We start from the raw sequence: 14,708 nt of genomic DNA, 5'->3' as shown, positions 1-14,708 counted from the left end.
TCTTATCCGGCATTGCGCTATACTGTCGGCCCCGCGCCTTCCGCACGGTCGGCTTTCTTCAGGGCTTTAATTTCCTGACGACGCATACGGAAAAAATCACTGAGCAGCGTCGCACATTCATCGCGCAGCACCCCTTCAATAATGTCGACCCGGTGATTCATTCCCGGATGGTGCAGCACATCAATTAGCGATCCGGCCGCGCCGGTTTTTGCATCGCGCGCGCCAAAGACAACGCGTCCAATGCGGCTATGCACCATAGCGCCTGCGCACATCACACAGGGTTCCAGCGTGACATACAGCGTGGTATCCAGTAACCGGTAATTCTGCAATACCAGACCGCCCTGACGCAGCGCCATTATTTCAGCATGCGCAGTAGGATCGTGGCGGCCAATGGGTCGGTTCCAGCCTTCGCCAATGACGCGATGGTTATGCACCAATACCGCGCCAACCGGAACCTCGCGTTCGTCCCAGGCGCGTTTCGCCAGCGTCAGCGCGTGGCGCATCCAGTATTCGTGATCTAATTCGACATCAGACAAAGAGGTAACTCCGGTAATGAAAGCGGGCGGCATTATACACAGACGCTATGCGTTTCACTATTCGAGCTGCTGCAACTCGCCGTGCGGCGTCACCCGCCAGCGATGCTGGCAAAAATAAAGCAGCGGGTTATCCTGTTTGCTGTCGCTGTAGCCGCTATAAAGACGCAGCGGCGTACCGATTTTACGTTCCAGTTGCGCGACTTTTTCATGGCCCAGACAGCGCACGGTTAATACCCAGCCGCCATACCGTCGCGCCATCTGACTGGCGATGAGGTTAACGCGCGGCAACCACGGCGTATCAAAATAGACTTGCTCTACCAATGATTGCGGAGAACCGGTAATAAGCCAGATATCCGCGTCAGAGCTCAATAGATAGGTGGTCAGACGCTCCTGTACAACCGGAAACGCCGTGACGTTAGCGCGAAACCAACGGACAAAATCCGCCTGATGCGCCTGCAAACGCGTTTCGCTATGGCCAAAAGTACAGCCCCACAATAACAGACTCATCGGCCAGCGGGCCGCACGCCCTTTTACCAGTAAACCGATACCGATAATGGGCAACAGCGGCAGTACGAGCAGCGCATTTAGCGGCTGACGGCGCAGCAAATAACGCAGAAAACTGCCGAACATATCCTGTTGATGTAACGTTCCATCCAAATCAAAAAAGACGACACGACGCTCGTGGCTGACCAAACCTTACTCCTCTGGATCATTGAACCCCAGCAGCCAGGTAAAAATAAACCCGGCAATTACCGCTATTAAATAGCCTAACAGATAGAACAGGACTTTTCCGGCAACAATTGTTAATGCCAGCGGCAAACCTGAAATACCAAAGGTAATTACCGTCGCCACTTTCCAGTAGCTGATCAACGCCCCGCCTACCGCGCCGCCAAGGCAAGCGCCAATAAATGGCTTACCCAATGGCAGCGTGACGCCAAAAATCAGCGGCTCGCCAATCCCCAGCAGTCCGACCGGAAGCGCGCCTTTAATCACCTTTTTGAGCCGCGCATTGCGGGTTTTCATCAGTACGGCAATGGCCGCGCCTATCTGACCAACCCCCGCCATCGCCAGGATGGGAAACAGCGCGTTATAGCCGTGCGCTTGCACCAGCTCCACATGAATAGGCACCAGCCCCTGATGCAGCCCGGTCAGTACCAACGGCAGGAAGGTTCCGGCTAACACCGCGCCCACCAGAAAACCGCCGCGATCGATAGCCCAGGACGCGCCGTGAGCGATAGCGTCTGAAATCCAGCCGCCAAGCGGTTGCAGAGCGACAATCGCTACCGCGCCGGTGATAACAGTCGTCAATAAAGGGTTAAGAATTAACTCCAGCGACCCCGGCAGCAGCTTACGGAACTGGCGCTCAATCCAGCACATTAACGCTACCACCAGCAGGACGGCGATCACGCCGCCCCGTCCCGGCTGAAGCGCCTCGCCAAAGAGCGTAATCTGCGCCAGTTGCGGGCTGGAAAGGATCCCCGCCATCACGCCGCCTAACGCCTGCGATCCGCCAAAGACTTTCGCGGTATTGACGCCAACCAGAATGTTCATGATAGCGAACACCGCGCTACCAAATATCCCCATCAGGCCCAGCAGGTTAGGATAGTGGACGGCAACATCGCCGACGATATCCGGACGTTTAAGAATGTTGATAATGCCGGTAATCAAGCCGGATGCGATAAAGGCGGGGATAAGCGGTATAAAAACATTCGCCAGCTTACGCAACGCATCGCTCATCGGCGCTTTATACTTCGCTTTCGCCTCGGATTTGGTACGCGCCATAGCATCGTCCGGCTTTACACCACCTGCGGCAATCTGCACGCGCATCGCATCAACCACCTGCGCAGCCTTCCCCGGCCCAACGATCAGCTGATGTTGCTCCCCTTGCTTTACGTATCCACTGACGCCAGGCAACGCTTTTAAGCGCGGAATATCCAGTTGGCTGTCGTCCTGTACCTCCACCCTGACTCGCGTCATACAGTTTTCCAGGCGCAGAATATTTTGCTCTCCGCCGATACCACGTAAAATGTCGCTGGCGAGCGCTGCCGTCTTATCCATACACACCTCTTTAGTGTTCTAACGCCGCCCTTAAAAAGCCCTGATGAGCGGCGAGTTTTTCCCTGGCGGCTGCAGCATCCAGCCCCGTAAGCGCCATCAAAATGGCGGGCTTAACCTCAAAATCGGTCTGTTTCAGCAACGTTTCCGCCTCTTCACGACCTATCCCGGTCGCTTCAACGACCATCCGACACGCGCGATCGACCAGTTTGACGTTGGTGGCTTTCATATCCACCATCAGGTTTTGATAGACCTTGCCGAACTTCACCATCGCGCCGGTAGAAATCATATTGAGCACCATTTTCTGCGCGGTGCCGGATTTCAGCCGCGTGGAGCCGGTAAGCGCTTCCGGCCCGACAACGGGCGAAATAGCGATATTAGCCTCCCGCGCAATAGGCGAATCTGGATTACAGGAGACGGCAACAGTGGTACAACCGGACTGTCGCGCATAGCGCAGGCCGCCAATCACATAGGGTGTACGACCCGACGCCGCGAGCCCCACGACCAGATCCTGTTCTTGCAGATTTAGTGCGACAAGATCGTCTTCGCCTGCCTGTTGGCTGTCTTCCGCGCCTTCGACCGCTTTCAGCAACGCGCCCGGCCCACCGGCAATCAGCCCGACGACCAGACCGTGCGGAACGCCAAACGTCGGGGGGCATTCTGAGGCATCCAGTACGCCAAGCCGACCACTGGTGCCCGCGCCCATATAGATGATACGTCCGCCAGACTTCAGCGCCGCCGCAGCGGCATCCACCGCACGCGCAACGTCAGGCAGAGTGGCTTTTACTGCTTCCGCTACCCGCGTATCCTGTTCATTAAAACGCTTAACTAATTCAGGAGTAGACAACGCATCCAGATCCATCGTTTGCGGGTTACGGGTTTCAGACACTAAGGTACCAAGATTCATTTTTGTCCCTCTGGAATTTTTAATTCATAATAAGCGTCCATGATGGAATAGAATATTCCCACAGGCGAGTGAAATTTCGTTTTGTCGTCGCCATCACGTTTCGCAGGAGCTGCTCATGAACTGTTTGATTCGTATTCGCCAGCGTTATCCGGATCTCGCGCAAAGCGACAGGAAACTGGCGGATTATCTGCTCGCGCAACCGGATACGGCGCGGCATCTGAGCTCACAGCAACTGGCGGCCGAAGCGGGCGTCAGCCAATCCAGCGTAGTCAAGTTCGCGCAAAAACTGGGGTTTAAAGGGTTTCCGGCGTTGAAACTGGCTATCAGCGAAGCGTTGGCCAGCAATCCTAATCCGCATTCCGTTCCCGTTCATAACCAGATTCGCGGCGACGATCCGATGCGCCTGGTCGGAGAAAAATTAATTAAAGAGAATGTGGCGGCGATGCACGCCACGCTGGACGTTAACAGTGAAGAAAAGCTGTTAGAAAGCGTCACGATGCTGCGCCACGCCCGCCGTATTGTGATCACCGGGATTGGCGCCTCTGGGCTGGTGGCGCAAAATTTTGCCTGGAAGCTACTGAAGATTGGCATTAACGCGGTGGTTGAGCGCGATATGCACGCCCTGCTGGCGACGGTGCAGGCGCTGGCGCCGGAGGATCTGCTGCTGGCGATCTCTTATTCCGGGGAGCGGCGCGAGCTGAACCTGGCGGCGGACGAAACATTACGCGCAGGCGCGAAAATCCTGGCCATTACCGGTTTTTCTCCCAACGCCTTGCAGCAGCGCGCCACCCGCTGTCTGTATACGATTGCTGAAGAGCAGGCGACGCGCAGCGCCGCTATCTCCTCAACACATGCGCAAATGATGTTGACCGACTTACTGTTTATGACGCTGGTACAACAGGATTTAGAGCGGGCGCCGGAGCGTATTCGCCATAGCGAGGCGCTGGTAAAAAAACTGGTTTGAAAATGACTCTTCCGCCTCATGCAGAAGAGCCATCAAGTTTATTGCGCTTCTTTAGCGTGAATCAATTGCGTCAGGAGTGTGTTAACCGGTACGGCAATATTGTTCTGAGCGCCGATTCGCGCAATCGCACCATTTAAATAGTCGATTTCAGTCAGTCGGCCTTTATGTAAATCCTGATGCATAGAAGGATAGTGGTGGCCGCTCTCACGCGGATCGAACACTTTCTTCACCGTATTCATCACCATTTGCTCAGTCAACGGAATATTCTGGCTGGCAGCAACTAACACAAACTCATCAACTACCGCTTGCGCTAAATCTAAAGCACCAGGCCGCTGACCAAATCCGCCGACATTACAATCCAGTAACGCGCAATAGGTGTTCATTACGCTATTAAAGGCTGCTTTCTTCCAGATCGATAATAATACGTCAGGGCTTATTTCAGCATTCAATCCAGCGCTATTAAGGGTGGCAATGACCTTAGCCTCTTGAGCCGAATCCTGGCTGGCAATCGGCTGCAGTTCAATCGTTCCGGTACCGGTGGCCATAATATGCCCAGCCCCCTCCAGTTCGCTGGACCATAACGTCACACCCGCATAGATTTTCTGCCGATCGACATATTTCTCCAGCGTTTCAATATTTCCCAGACCGTTAGATAAAATCATCACCACTTTCGCGGCTGGCAGTAACGGCTTGATACGCTGTAACATGTTATCCAGCTGCATGGCTTTGGTAAACAGAATAACCAGCTCAAACTCCCCCTGGGATTCATCAGCCAACATAGCAGGGATGGGGTAATACTTCTGAGTCGTTTCCGTTTCGACAAACAACCCCTTGCTACGAATAGCGTCGACATGCTCCTGCCAGCCATCAATAAGCGTCACGTCGTGCCCGGCCTCCAGCAGCATATAGCCAAAACGACATCCCATAGCGCCTGCACCTGCGATTGCAATTTTCATTTTTATTTCCTTATTATCTGATTAATGAATTTTGGCTAAAACCGTTGCGACATATTTTTTCGTTATCAGGGTCAACACGACTCCAATAAGCAATAGCACCGTGGTCAAAATAAATACTGTATTGTAGCTTCCGGTATATTTTGCAATAGCGGACGTTACATAAGGAGCAATAACCGCACCGACGGCAAAACCAAAATACATAAAGCCGTAGTTTAGTCCCTGGTTACGCATACCAAAATTCTGGCTGGTCAAACCAGGGAAGATAACTAATATACCGGCATAAGCAAAGCCCACGCCCAGAGCGCTGAAATAAAATACCGAAGTATTGCCATTGAAGAAAAATAACAGCAGCATACACAAGCAAGTAAAGAGGTAAACAATAACCAGCGTATTATAGCCGCCTAATTTATCAGTTAACCCTCCCCAGAACAGGCGACCGATCGAGTTAAATATCGATACCAGGCTAACGACTAATGCACCGGACAGTAAACCGTACTGCGTCATACCAATTTGCGCAGAGCTTGAGCTAATTACCATCCCAGAGAACACGCCCAGCGCCAGAATCATAAACAGCAGCCAGAAGCGCAGATCTTTCAGCATGTGCCGATAGTCTTTATCCAGTGGCGACGCTTTAATTCCTCCACTATCTTTTGCTGGCGCGCTACGAATAAAGAACTGGACGATAAAAATAACCACCAGATAAACAATACCCAGATATAACAACGCCCGACTAACATCGTGAGTTTGCGCCATAAAATATTCGGCCAGGCGGGTGCAAAGTAGCGTCCCGACGCCAACACCCGCCAGTACGATACCGCTAGCCAGACCGCGACGGTCAGGGAAAAATTTCAGAATATTATTAAGATTACCCGTAAAAGCCAGGCCCGATCCCAACCCGGCAATGACGCCGTAGGTTAAAAACAGCATGGGCAAATTATCCACAAACCCGGACAAGATAAAACCTAAAGAAAACAGGATACCGCCGATAACTATCGCCTGCTTTCCTTTACCATTGTCGATCATTCTCCCGCCCCAAATCATCGGTAAAGGAATGATCCCCATGTTGATAGAGAATGCTAACGCCAGCGTAGCCGGATCCCAGTGATATTGCGCCATGAGTGGTGTTTTGAAATAGCTAAATGCGTAGACGCCCCCGAGCACAAAATTGATGCACACGTGAGCGGCAAGCATTCCCCAGCGGTTGATTGATGCCGACATAATTTTCCCTTTTTAAAATGCACTGATCACAGTTTAAAAAAAGCAAAATAGGCAAACAATTTGGTATTTTTTATAATCGTTATAACAAAACCCAATCGATTGGCATTAAATTTTAATGAATATCAAACAACTACATTCCTTCCTGATATTGTGTGATGAATTACATTATGGTCGGGCAGCCAGTCGCCTGTTTATCACTCAGCCATCATTAAGTCAGCAAATCAAACAACTTGAGTCATCACTTAAAACAATATTATTTAAGCGAAAAGGTAGAGGAATTAAATTAACAAAAGCAGGCATTATTTTGCAACGACACGCTAACAAAATAATGCTGGATTTAAAAAATGCAGAAAATGAACTTCTTCCCTATCAGGACCAACAGCGCGATACTATTTCAATCGGGGTGTCAGGCAGCTACCTGGTCCTGCCCGCTTTTCGCAACTTTATGGCGCACCATCCGGAAATATCTTTAAATGTTAAAGAGTTCTCAACTGAGCAAACCATTAAAAAGCTGACGGATAGCGCCGTTGATATTGGCATTGTTTATCGAACAGCGCTCCCTGCCCAGCTAAGCTCGACCATGCTGTTTGAAGATGAAATTATCGCTGCAATCCCACTTTCTCATCCTCTGGCGACACGCGAACGTCTGCATTTAAAAGATTTAAACGACCAGCCCATTATCGTGCTTAATGACTCTCTGCTATTAAGAGGGATCATCACCACAGAATTTAATAACCGCAAAGTCGTCCCTAACGTCATCTGCGAACTGGATAACCACTACTCATGCCTTGAGTATGCCGAAGCGCAGATTGGCATCGCATTTATTACCCGCTCGCTAACCCATTTATCGACACCCAAAAATGTTCGCCTGGTTTCACTGGGCATCCCCGCATTCTTTATTCCTGTCATGCTGGTGCACAGTAATGACCTTTCACTGGATAACGCAACCATCTGCCTGCTCAAGCAGATCAAAAATTTTTACACTGTAGATAACAAATCAGCGCCAGAAAAGAGCTGGCCCGAGCAGAAAATAGGCGTATAATGCCCGCCCGATTTGTGTTGTTTCTGAGAATTTCCTGATGGCGCTGTTAATCACCAAAAAATGTATCAATTGCGATATGTGCGAGCCGGAGTGCCCGAATGAGGCGATTTCAATGGGCGACAGCATTTATGAGATTAACAGCGACAAATGCACCGAGTGTGTAGGCCATTACGAAACGCCGACCTGTCAGAAAGTCTGCCCGATCCCCAATACGATTTTGCAGGATCCCGCCCATGTCGAAACCGAAGAACAGTTGTGGGATAAGTTTGTTCTGATGCATCACGCAGATAAACTGTAAGCGGGTTAACGCACTTCCAACGCAACAATGCCTGATGGCGCTATGCTTATCAGGCCGACAATATATCGGCCTGTAGGTCAGATAACGTGTTTACGCCGCCATCCGGCAAATCTAACTTTCCAGAATGACCGTAGCGCAGGCGTAATGGCGTTCATCGGCCAACGTGACATGCATGTGCGCCACACCGAGTTTCTCCGCCAGCGTTAACGCCTCGCCCCACAGCCGCAAACGTGGTTTTCCCAGCTCATCGTTAAACACTTCGAACTGATTAAACGCCAGACCGTTGCGGATGCCGGTGCCAAAAGCTTTCGCTGCCGCCTCTTTGACCGCAAAACGCTTGGCGAGAAAACGCACCGGCTGCTGATGCGTCTCCCAGATAGCCCACTCGTTGTCACTGAGCACACGCCTTGCCAGACGTTCGCCGGAACGGGAGATCACTGCCTCAATGCGGGCAATCTCTACAATATCCGTTCCCAGGCCGAGAATCGCCATTAGCCGCGCGCTTCCAGCATCAAACGTTTCATTTCAGCCACCGCCTCTTTCAGCCCCGTCATCACCGCCCGACCAATAATGGCATGACCGATATTGAGCTCGTGCATTTCCGGCAGTGCGGCAATAGCTTTGACGTTATGGTAGGTCAGGCCATGACCCGCATTTACTTTTAGCCCCAGACGGGCTGCCAGGGTCGCGGCGCTGGCAATACGCGCCAGCTCTTTTGCCTGTTCCGCATCGGTTTCTGCGTTGGCATAGCAGCCGGTATGGATTTCGATAAACGGCGCGCCGACTTCCGCCGCCGCGTTGATTTGCCTTTCATCGGCATCGATAAAGAGCGAAACCTGGATGCCAGCCGCCGCCAGGCGCGCACAGGCATCACGCATTTTATCGCGCTGTCCGGCCACATCCAGACCGCCTTCGGTGGTGACTTCCTGGCGTTTTTCCGGCACCAAACAACAGAAATGCGGCCTGGTTTCTACGGCGATCGCCAGCATCGCTTCGGTCACCGCCATCTCCAGATTCATACGCGTATGCAGCGTCTGACGCAGAATGCGCACATCGCGATCGGTAATGTGGCGACGATCTTCGCGCAGGTGTACGGTAATGCCGTCCGCGCCTGCCTGTTCAGCAATAAACGCCGCCTGTACCGGATCCGGATAGTCGGTGCCGCGCGCATTACGTAACGTGGCAATGTGGTCAATATTGACGCCTAACAGTAATTCAGCCATGACAATCCTCGTTAATCTTTCTTCGTTTTTACTGTGCGTTTGGGCATAAATTGCCGGAACAGCTCCCGGCTTTTTAACGGTTTTCCCCCAAGATACGGCTTTAATGCCATACGGGTAAAGCGTTTAGCGGCACGCAGGGTATCTACATCCGGAAATTCCCGCGCCTCCAGCGCTTTCAGGTGCCGTCCGGTAAAGGTGTTGTTATCGATGACGACGCTGGCGAAAAAGCCTTTTTCTTCGCGGTAACGGTAGGTCATGGTGTCATCCACCCGTTCGCCGCTGCCTGCACAGTGGGTGAAATTGACGCCATACCCCAGATGTCCCAGCAACGCCAGTTCGAAACGTCGCAACGCCGGTTCAGGCGAGCCGGTGGTTCCCGCCAGCGCCTGAATACAGTTCAGATAATCAAAAAAGAGTTCGGAGAAGCGCGTTTCATATTCCAGTACGCGAGAGAGGAGTTCGTTGATATACAGGCCGCTATAGAGCGTAATACCGCTTAACGGCAGCGCCAGAGAAACTGCCTCGGCGCTGCGCAGGGTTTTCACCTCGCCGCGTCCGCTGTAGCGTAGCAATAACGGCGTAAAAGGCTGCAACGCGCCTTTCAGATTGGAACGTTTAGATCGCGCGCCTTTGGCGACAAGGCGCACGCGCCCCGATTCTTCCGTGAAGACGTCCAGCATCAGGCTGGTTTCGCTCCAGGGGCGACTGTGCAGGACAAATGCGCGCTGCCACCCTTCCACGCTGTGTTAACTCACAGATCGTCTACGTAACCGAGACTGCGCAGAGCGCGTTCGTCATCGGCCCAGCCGGATTTCACTTTCACCCACAGTTCCAGGTGTACCGGCGCTTCAAACATCTCCTGCATGTCTTTACGCGCTTCAATACCAATGGTTTTGATTTTGGCGCCTTTGTTGCCAATCACCATCTTCTTCTGCCCTTCGCGCTCGACGAGGATCAGCCCGTTGATATCATAGCCGCCGCGTTCGTTGGTAACAAAACGTTCAATCTCAACGGTAACGGAATACGGCAGCTCGGCGCCGAGAAAACGCATCAGCTTTTCACGGATGATTTCAGACGCCATAAAGCGCTGAGAGCGATCGGTGATGTAATCTTCCGGGAAGTGGTGAATAGCTTCCGGTAAATGTTTACGCACGATACCGGCAATGGTATCGACGTTCATACCCGTTTCAGCAGAGATCGGTACGATATCAAGAAAGTTCATCTGGCTTGCCAGGAACTGGAGGTGCGGCAGCAAATCGGCTTTTTCTTGCACGTTATCCACTTTGTTAACGGCGAGAATAACCGGCGCTTTGCCATCGCGCAGTTTGTTCAGGACCATTTCGTCGTCCGGCGTCCAACGGGTGCCTTCCACAACGAAAATCACCAGCTCAACGTCGCCAATCGAACTGCTCGCCGCCTTATTCATCAAACGGTTAATGGCCCGCTTTTCTTCCATATGCAGTCCCGGGGTATCGACATAAATTGCCTGATACGGGCCTTCGGTATGAATACCGACAATGCGGTGGCGCGTGGTCTGCGCTTTACGGGAAGTGATCGAAATCTTCTGCCCAAGCAGTTTGTTCAGCAAGGTGGATTTGCCAACGTTCGGACGTCCGACGATGGCAATAAATCCGCAGTAAGTTTTGTCAGTGCTCATTCCAACTCCAGTTTTTTCAGCGCCTGTTCGGCGGCAGCCTGCTCCGCCTTACGACGGCTGGAACCCGTGCCAACCACCGGTTCGCTCAGGCCGCTGACCTGGCAGTGGATAGTAAATTCCTGATCGTGCGCCTCGCCGCGTACCTGCACAACCAGGTAAGATGGCAGCGGCAGATGGCGACCCTGCAAATACTCCTGCAAGCGCGTTTTAGGATCTTTTTGTTTATCGCCCGGACTTATCTCATCCAGACGGGTTTTATACCAGTTAAGGATTAACTGCTCGACGGTCTGGATATTGCTATCGAGAAATACTCCGCCGATTAACGCTTCCACGGTGTCCGCCAGAATGGACTCCCGACGAAATCCGCCGCTTTTTAATTCGCCCGGCCCTAAACGCAGGCACTCGCCTAAATCAAACTCACGGGCTAATTCCGCCAGCGTATTACCACGTACCAACGTGGCGCGCATACGGCTCATATCTCCCTCATCCACCCGTGGAAAACGGTGATAAAGCGCGTTAGCGATAACGAAGCTCAGGATTGAATCGCCTAAAAACTCCAGGCGTTCGTTATGTTTACTGCTGGCGCTGCGGTGAGTTAATGCCTGCTGCAACAGCTCCTGATGATTAAAAGTGTAGCCCAGCTTCCGTTGAAGCCGATTAATTACGATGGGGTTCATGCGATACCAATAAATGAATGCGTCAACAATCCAGCACACGAAACAGACCTGATACACGTCATCTGTCCTGCCGCATCGCTGCAGCGGAAAGAAGGTTGTCTATAACCAACGCTGTTTCGTGTGCCGTGGCGACCAAACGGCGCCAACCTAAAACTTCGGGGGAATATTCTATACACAACGACAGGGGATGTCGTTAGTCTGAGGGAATTTATCCAGGAAATAATTCACGCTGCCGCTAAAAAGACGGCAGCGTGAACGATCATTTCGTCACAGTTAGTGAATACCGCCGATACGACTCAGGCGTACGCCTGTCGGCCACTCCCCTTCCTGCTTGTCAAAGCTCATCCAGATAGCGACCGCTTTACCGACCAGATTCGCTTCCGGAACAAATCCCCAGTAACGGCTATCCGCGCTGTTATCGCGGTTGTCGCCCATCATGAAATATTGCCCCGGCGGTACAACCCAGGTCGCCAGCGGTTGTCCTGGCTGTTGGTAATACATGCCCAACTGATCCTGAGCTATCGGCACCATCAGGATGCGGTGGGTCACATCGCCTAACGTCTCTTTACGTTCGGTCAGGCGAATGCCGTTTTCTTTTGTCTCGTTTAGCGGAACCTCAAAGAAACCGCTGGTCGCTTCTCCGCCGTTACGGCGGGCAAAGGTCTGTACAAAATCGCTCGGCTCAACGTTAGAGTAGGTAACCGGTAGCGCGTTTTCGCACGCCTGACCGGAGCTACAGCCAGGCTGAATCGTCACCTCTTTCGCAACCGGATCATAAGTGATTTTATCGCCCGGCAAACCGACGGCGCGTTTGATGTAATCTAACTTAGGATCTTCCGGATATTTAAATACCACAATATCCCCGCGCTTTGGATGACCGGTTTCAATCAGGGTTTTCTGGTAGATCGGATCTTTAATGCCGTAGGCAAATTTTTCCACCAGAATAAAATCGCCGATAAGCAGTGTCGGCATCATTGAGCCTGACGGGATCTGAAAGGGTTCATAAAGAAATGAACGAACGATCAGAACGATCGCCAGAACCGGGAAAACCGACGCCCCGGTCTCCAGCCAGCCCGGCTTAGGCGCCACTTTATTGAGCGTAGCGTTATCCAGCGCATCTCCCGACGCCGTTTGCGCGGCAGCCTGGCGCGCCCGACGTTTTGGCGCGAAAACAAACTTATCAACGCACCATAAAATGCCCGTCACCAGTGTGGCTATCACCAGAATCAGGGCAAACATGTTCGCCATGCCAACTCCTTAGGGATTATTTATTGTCTTTACCGACATGCAGAATGGCGAGGAACGCCTCCTGAGGCAGCTCGACGTTACCGATCTGCTTCATGCGTTTCTTACCTTCTTTCTGTTTCTGCAGCAGTTTTTTCTTACGACTGATATCGCCGCCGTAGCACTTCGCCAGCACGTTTTTACGTAACTGTTTTACCGTCGAACGGGCAATAATATGCGTACCAATCGCCGCCTGAATCGCGATATCAAACTGCTGGCGTGGGATCAAATCTTTCATCTTCTCCACCAGCTCGCGACCACGGCTTTGCGAGTTATCACGGTGCGTGATCAGCGCCAGCGCATCGACACGCTCGTTGTTGATTAACACATCAACACGCACCATATCGGAAGCCTGGAAGCGCTTGAAGTTATAATCCAGAGACGCATAGCCGCGCGACGTTGATTTCAGACGGTCAAAGAAGTCGAGCACCACTTCCGCCATTGGGATTTCGTAGGTCAACGCGACCTGGTTACCGTGATACACCATGTTAGTTTGTACGCCGCGTTTCTCAATACACAGCGTAATAACGTTACCTAAATAGGCTTGTGGTAACAGCATATGACATTCGGCGATAGGCTCGCGCAGTTCATAAATGTTATTCAACGGCGGCAGCTTGGAGGGGCTATCAACATAGATAGTCTCTTTCGCCGTTGTTTCTACTTCATAAACCACGGTCGGCGCAGTGGTGATCAGATCCAGATCGTATTCGCGTTCCAGACGCTCCTGAATGATCTCCATGTGCAACAGGCCGAGGAAGCCGCAGCGGAAACCAAAGCCCAGCGCCGAGGAGCTTTCCGGTTCATAAAACAGTGAGGCATCGTTCAGGCTCAGCTTGCCGAGCGCGTCGCGGAAACTTTCATAATCGTCGGAGCTGACCGGGAACAGACCTGCATAGACCTGCGGTTTCACCTTTTTAAAGCCCGGCAACGCTTTTTCCGCTGGGTTACGCGCTGAGGTTAAGGTATCGCCAACCGGCGCGCCGAGGATATCTTTAATGGCGCAGACCAGCCAGCCTACTTCGCCGCACTTCAGCTCGGTACGATCAACCTGCTTCGGCGTGAAAATCCCCAGGCGGTCAGCGTTGTAGGTCTGCCCGGTGCTCATCACTTTAATTTTGTCGCCTTTACGCATGGTGCCGTTTTTAATACGCACCAGCGATACCACGCCCAGGTAGTTATCGAACCAGGAGTCAATAATCAGCGCCTGCAGCGGGCCGTCCGGATCGCCTTGCGGCGGCGGGATATCGCGCACCAGGCGTTCCAGAACATCCGTCACGCCGACACCCGTTTTGGCGGAGCAGCGTACCGCGTCCGTCGCATCGATACCGACAATGTCTTCGATTTCTTCCGCCACACGCTCCGGATCGGCGGCCGGCAGGTCAATCTTGTTAAGCACCGGCACCACTTCAAGATCCATTTCCATCGCGGTGTAGCAGTTCGCCAACGTTTGCGCTTCTACGCCCTGGCCGGCATCCACCACCAGCAGCGCGCCCTCGCAGGCGGCTAACGAACGGGAAACTTCATAGGAAAAGTCAACGTGTCCCGGCGTGTCGATAAAGTTCAGTTGATAAGTTTCACCATCAGACGCTTTAAAATCCAGCGTCACACTCTGGGCTTTAATAGTAATACCGCGCTCACGCTCAAGATCCATCGAATCAAGTACCTGAGCTTCCATTTCACGGTCAGACAGGCCACCGCAGATTTGGATAATACGGTCAGACAGCGTCGATTTACCGTGGTCAATGTGAGCAATGATCGAAAAGTTACGTATGTTCTTCATAGAGATAAATTATTATGCCTTACGCCTGGTTGACCAGACTTTAGAGGTCGCTGTTCTGAGCTTAACGTCTGTTTTAACTGAAACGCCGCATTCTACACTACAACGCTAAGG

The 14,708-nt window shown here is 52.3% G+C and carries 16 protein-coding genes; 3 read left to right on the top strand and 13 right to left on the bottom strand.

Features of this window, described 5'->3' with window-relative positions; translation table 11 throughout:
* Positions 1-17 precede the first annotated feature (17 nt).
* From tadA to murQ, 4 genes are read right to left on the bottom strand one after another with little or no spacing between them, the layout of a single operon-like run.
* Positions 18-569: a tRNA adenosine(34) deaminase TadA gene (gene tadA, locus ACH0WD_RS12855; protein WP_001134564.1), complete on the bottom strand. Its 552-nt coding sequence runs from the start codon at positions 567-569 to the stop codon at positions 18-20.
* 24 nt (positions 570-593) lie between these two features.
* Complete coding sequence (gene yfhb, locus ACH0WD_RS12850) at positions 594-1,229, bottom strand: phosphatidylglycerophosphatase C (RefSeq protein ID WP_000253558.1); 636 nt, start codon at positions 1,227-1,229, stop codon at positions 594-596.
* 3 nt (positions 1,230-1,232) lie between these two features.
* On the bottom strand, positions 1,233-2,594 hold the full coding sequence (locus ACH0WD_RS12845) for a PTS transporter subunit EIIC (RefSeq protein WP_000361660.1): 1,362 nt from the start codon (positions 2,592-2,594) through the stop codon (positions 1,233-1,235).
* Positions 2,595-2,604: 10 nt separating this feature from the next.
* A complete protein-coding gene (murQ, locus tag ACH0WD_RS12840; protein WP_001048541.1) occupies positions 2,605-3,498 on the bottom strand; it encodes an N-acetylmuramic acid 6-phosphate etherase in 894 nt (297 codons plus the stop codon).
* A gap of 115 nt (positions 3,499-3,613) precedes the next feature.
* Between murQ and ACH0WD_RS12835 the strand changes: the two genes are divergently transcribed.
* Positions 3,614-4,462, top strand: a complete 849-nt coding sequence (locus ACH0WD_RS12835; protein ID WP_000995695.1) for a MurR/RpiR family transcriptional regulator — start codon at positions 3,614-3,616, stop codon at positions 4,460-4,462.
* A 38-nt stretch (positions 4,463-4,500) separates the two neighbouring features.
* Here the strand turns inward: ACH0WD_RS12835 and ACH0WD_RS12830 are convergent, their stop codons facing one another.
* Both ACH0WD_RS12830 and ACH0WD_RS12825 read right to left on the bottom strand, forming a co-directional pair.
* Positions 4,501-5,418 carry an oxidoreductase gene (locus ACH0WD_RS12830; protein WP_000684021.1) on the bottom strand — a complete coding sequence of 306 codons (918 nt, stop codon included), beginning with the start codon at positions 5,416-5,418 and terminating at the stop codon, positions 4,501-4,503.
* 21 nt (positions 5,419-5,439) lie between these two features.
* Positions 5,440-6,636, bottom strand: coding sequence for an OFA family MFS transporter (locus tag ACH0WD_RS12825; RefSeq protein ID WP_001276364.1), 1,197 nt, complete (start codon positions 6,634-6,636; stop codon positions 5,440-5,442).
* A gap of 115 nt (positions 6,637-6,751) precedes the next feature.
* Here ACH0WD_RS12825 and ACH0WD_RS12820 point away from each other — a divergent pair, with 115 nt between their 5' ends.
* Both ACH0WD_RS12820 and ACH0WD_RS12815 read left to right on the top strand, forming a co-directional pair.
* Positions 6,752-7,678: a LysR family transcriptional regulator gene (locus tag ACH0WD_RS12820; RefSeq protein ID WP_001022463.1), complete on the top strand. Its 927-nt coding sequence runs from the start codon at positions 6,752-6,754 to the stop codon at positions 7,676-7,678.
* A 37-nt stretch (positions 7,679-7,715) separates the two neighbouring features.
* Positions 7,716-7,976, top strand: a complete 261-nt coding sequence (locus ACH0WD_RS12815) for a YfhL family 4Fe-4S dicluster ferredoxin (protein WP_001196291.1) — start codon at positions 7,716-7,718, stop codon at positions 7,974-7,976.
* A 111-nt stretch (positions 7,977-8,087) separates the two neighbouring features.
* Here the strand turns inward: ACH0WD_RS12815 and acpS are convergent, their stop codons facing one another.
* From acpS to lepA, 7 genes are all read right to left on the bottom strand, one after another.
* Complete coding sequence (gene acpS, locus ACH0WD_RS12810) at positions 8,088-8,468, bottom strand: holo-ACP synthase (RefSeq protein WP_000986043.1); 381 nt, start codon at positions 8,466-8,468, stop codon at positions 8,088-8,090.
* The gene (gene pdxJ / locus ACH0WD_RS12805) at positions 8,468-9,199 is read right to left on the bottom strand and encodes a pyridoxine 5'-phosphate synthase (RefSeq protein ID WP_000818962.1); all 732 of its coding nucleotides are present in this window, start codon (positions 9,197-9,199) and stop codon (positions 8,468-8,470) included. The genes acpS and pdxJ overlap by 1 nt, the downstream gene beginning before the upstream one ends.
* Positions 9,200-9,210: 11 nt before the next feature.
* Entirely contained in the window at positions 9,211-9,939 is a 729-nt protein-coding gene (recO, locus tag ACH0WD_RS12800) for a DNA repair protein RecO (RefSeq protein ID WP_000399380.1), read from the bottom strand.
* Positions 9,940-9,950: 11 nt separating this feature from the next.
* Positions 9,951-10,856 carry a GTPase Era gene (gene era / locus ACH0WD_RS12795; RefSeq protein WP_000102230.1) on the bottom strand — a complete coding sequence of 302 codons (906 nt, stop codon included), beginning with the start codon at positions 10,854-10,856 and terminating at the stop codon, positions 9,951-9,953.
* Complete coding sequence (rnc, locus tag ACH0WD_RS12790) at positions 10,853-11,533, bottom strand: ribonuclease III (RefSeq protein ID WP_001068341.1); 681 nt, start codon at positions 11,531-11,533, stop codon at positions 10,853-10,855. Before rnc ends, era begins: the two co-directional genes overlap by 4 nt.
* 273 nt (positions 11,534-11,806) lie before the next feature.
* Positions 11,807-12,781 (bottom strand): signal peptidase I, encoded by a 975-nt coding sequence (lepB, locus tag ACH0WD_RS12785; RefSeq protein ID WP_000002559.1) that lies wholly within the window; start codon positions 12,779-12,781, stop codon positions 11,807-11,809.
* 16 nt (positions 12,782-12,797) lie between these two features.
* Positions 12,798-14,597: a translation elongation factor 4 gene (gene lepA, locus ACH0WD_RS12780; RefSeq protein ID WP_000790154.1), complete on the bottom strand. Its 1,800-nt coding sequence runs from the start codon at positions 14,595-14,597 to the stop codon at positions 12,798-12,800.
* Positions 14,598-14,708: the final 111 nt, after the last annotated feature.

Source organism: Salmonella sp. 2020_1395 (assembly GCF_043848115.1).
Taxonomy (GTDB): Bacteria; Pseudomonadota; Gammaproteobacteria; order Enterobacterales; family Enterobacteriaceae; genus Salmonella; species Salmonella enterica.
The sequence above is the reverse complement of the archived record's forward strand: the minus strand, read 5'-3'. Positions and strand labels throughout refer to the sequence as shown.

What these genes read in the sequence shown, in the direction of transcription:
- tadA (WP_001134564.1), bottom strand. Translation starts at nt 569, where the DNA reads ATGCCGCCCGCTTTCATTACCGGAGTTACCTCTTTGTCTGATGTCGAA.
- ACH0WD_RS12845 (WP_000361660.1), bottom strand. Translation starts at nt 2,594, where the DNA reads ATGGATAAGACGGCAGCGCTCGCCAGCGACATTTTACGTGGTATCGGC.
- murQ (WP_001048541.1), bottom strand. Translation starts at nt 3,498, where the DNA reads ATGAATCTTGGTACCTTAGTGTCTGAAACCCGTAACCCGCAAACGATG.
- ACH0WD_RS12835 (WP_000995695.1), top strand. Translation starts at nt 3,614, where the DNA reads ATGAACTGTTTGATTCGTATTCGCCAGCGTTATCCGGATCTCGCGCAA.
- ACH0WD_RS12830 (WP_000684021.1), bottom strand. Translation starts at nt 5,418, where the DNA reads ATGAAAATTGCAATCGCAGGTGCAGGCGCTATGGGATGTCGTTTTGGC.
- ACH0WD_RS12825 (WP_001276364.1), bottom strand. Translation starts at nt 6,636, where the DNA reads ATGTCGGCATCAATCAACCGCTGGGGAATGCTTGCCGCTCACGTGTGC.
- ACH0WD_RS12820 (WP_001022463.1), top strand. Translation starts at nt 6,752, where the DNA reads ATGAATATCAAACAACTACATTCCTTCCTGATATTGTGTGATGAATTA.
- ACH0WD_RS12815 (WP_001196291.1), top strand. Translation starts at nt 7,716, where the DNA reads ATGGCGCTGTTAATCACCAAAAAATGTATCAATTGCGATATGTGCGAG.
- acpS (WP_000986043.1), bottom strand. Translation starts at nt 8,468, where the DNA reads ATGGCGATTCTCGGCCTGGGAACGGATATTGTAGAGATTGCCCGCATT.
- pdxJ (WP_000818962.1), bottom strand. Translation starts at nt 9,199, where the DNA reads ATGGCTGAATTACTGTTAGGCGTCAATATTGACCACATTGCCACGTTA.
- era (WP_000102230.1), bottom strand. Translation starts at nt 10,856, where the DNA reads ATGAGCACTGACAAAACTTACTGCGGATTTATTGCCATCGTCGGACGT.
- rnc (WP_001068341.1), bottom strand. Translation starts at nt 11,533, where the DNA reads ATGAACCCCATCGTAATTAATCGGCTTCAACGGAAGCTGGGCTACACT.
- lepB (WP_000002559.1), bottom strand. Translation starts at nt 12,781, where the DNA reads ATGGCGAACATGTTTGCCCTGATTCTGGTGATAGCCACACTGGTGACG.
- lepA (WP_000790154.1), bottom strand. Translation starts at nt 14,597, where the DNA reads ATGAAGAACATACGTAACTTTTCGATCATTGCTCACATTGACCACGGT.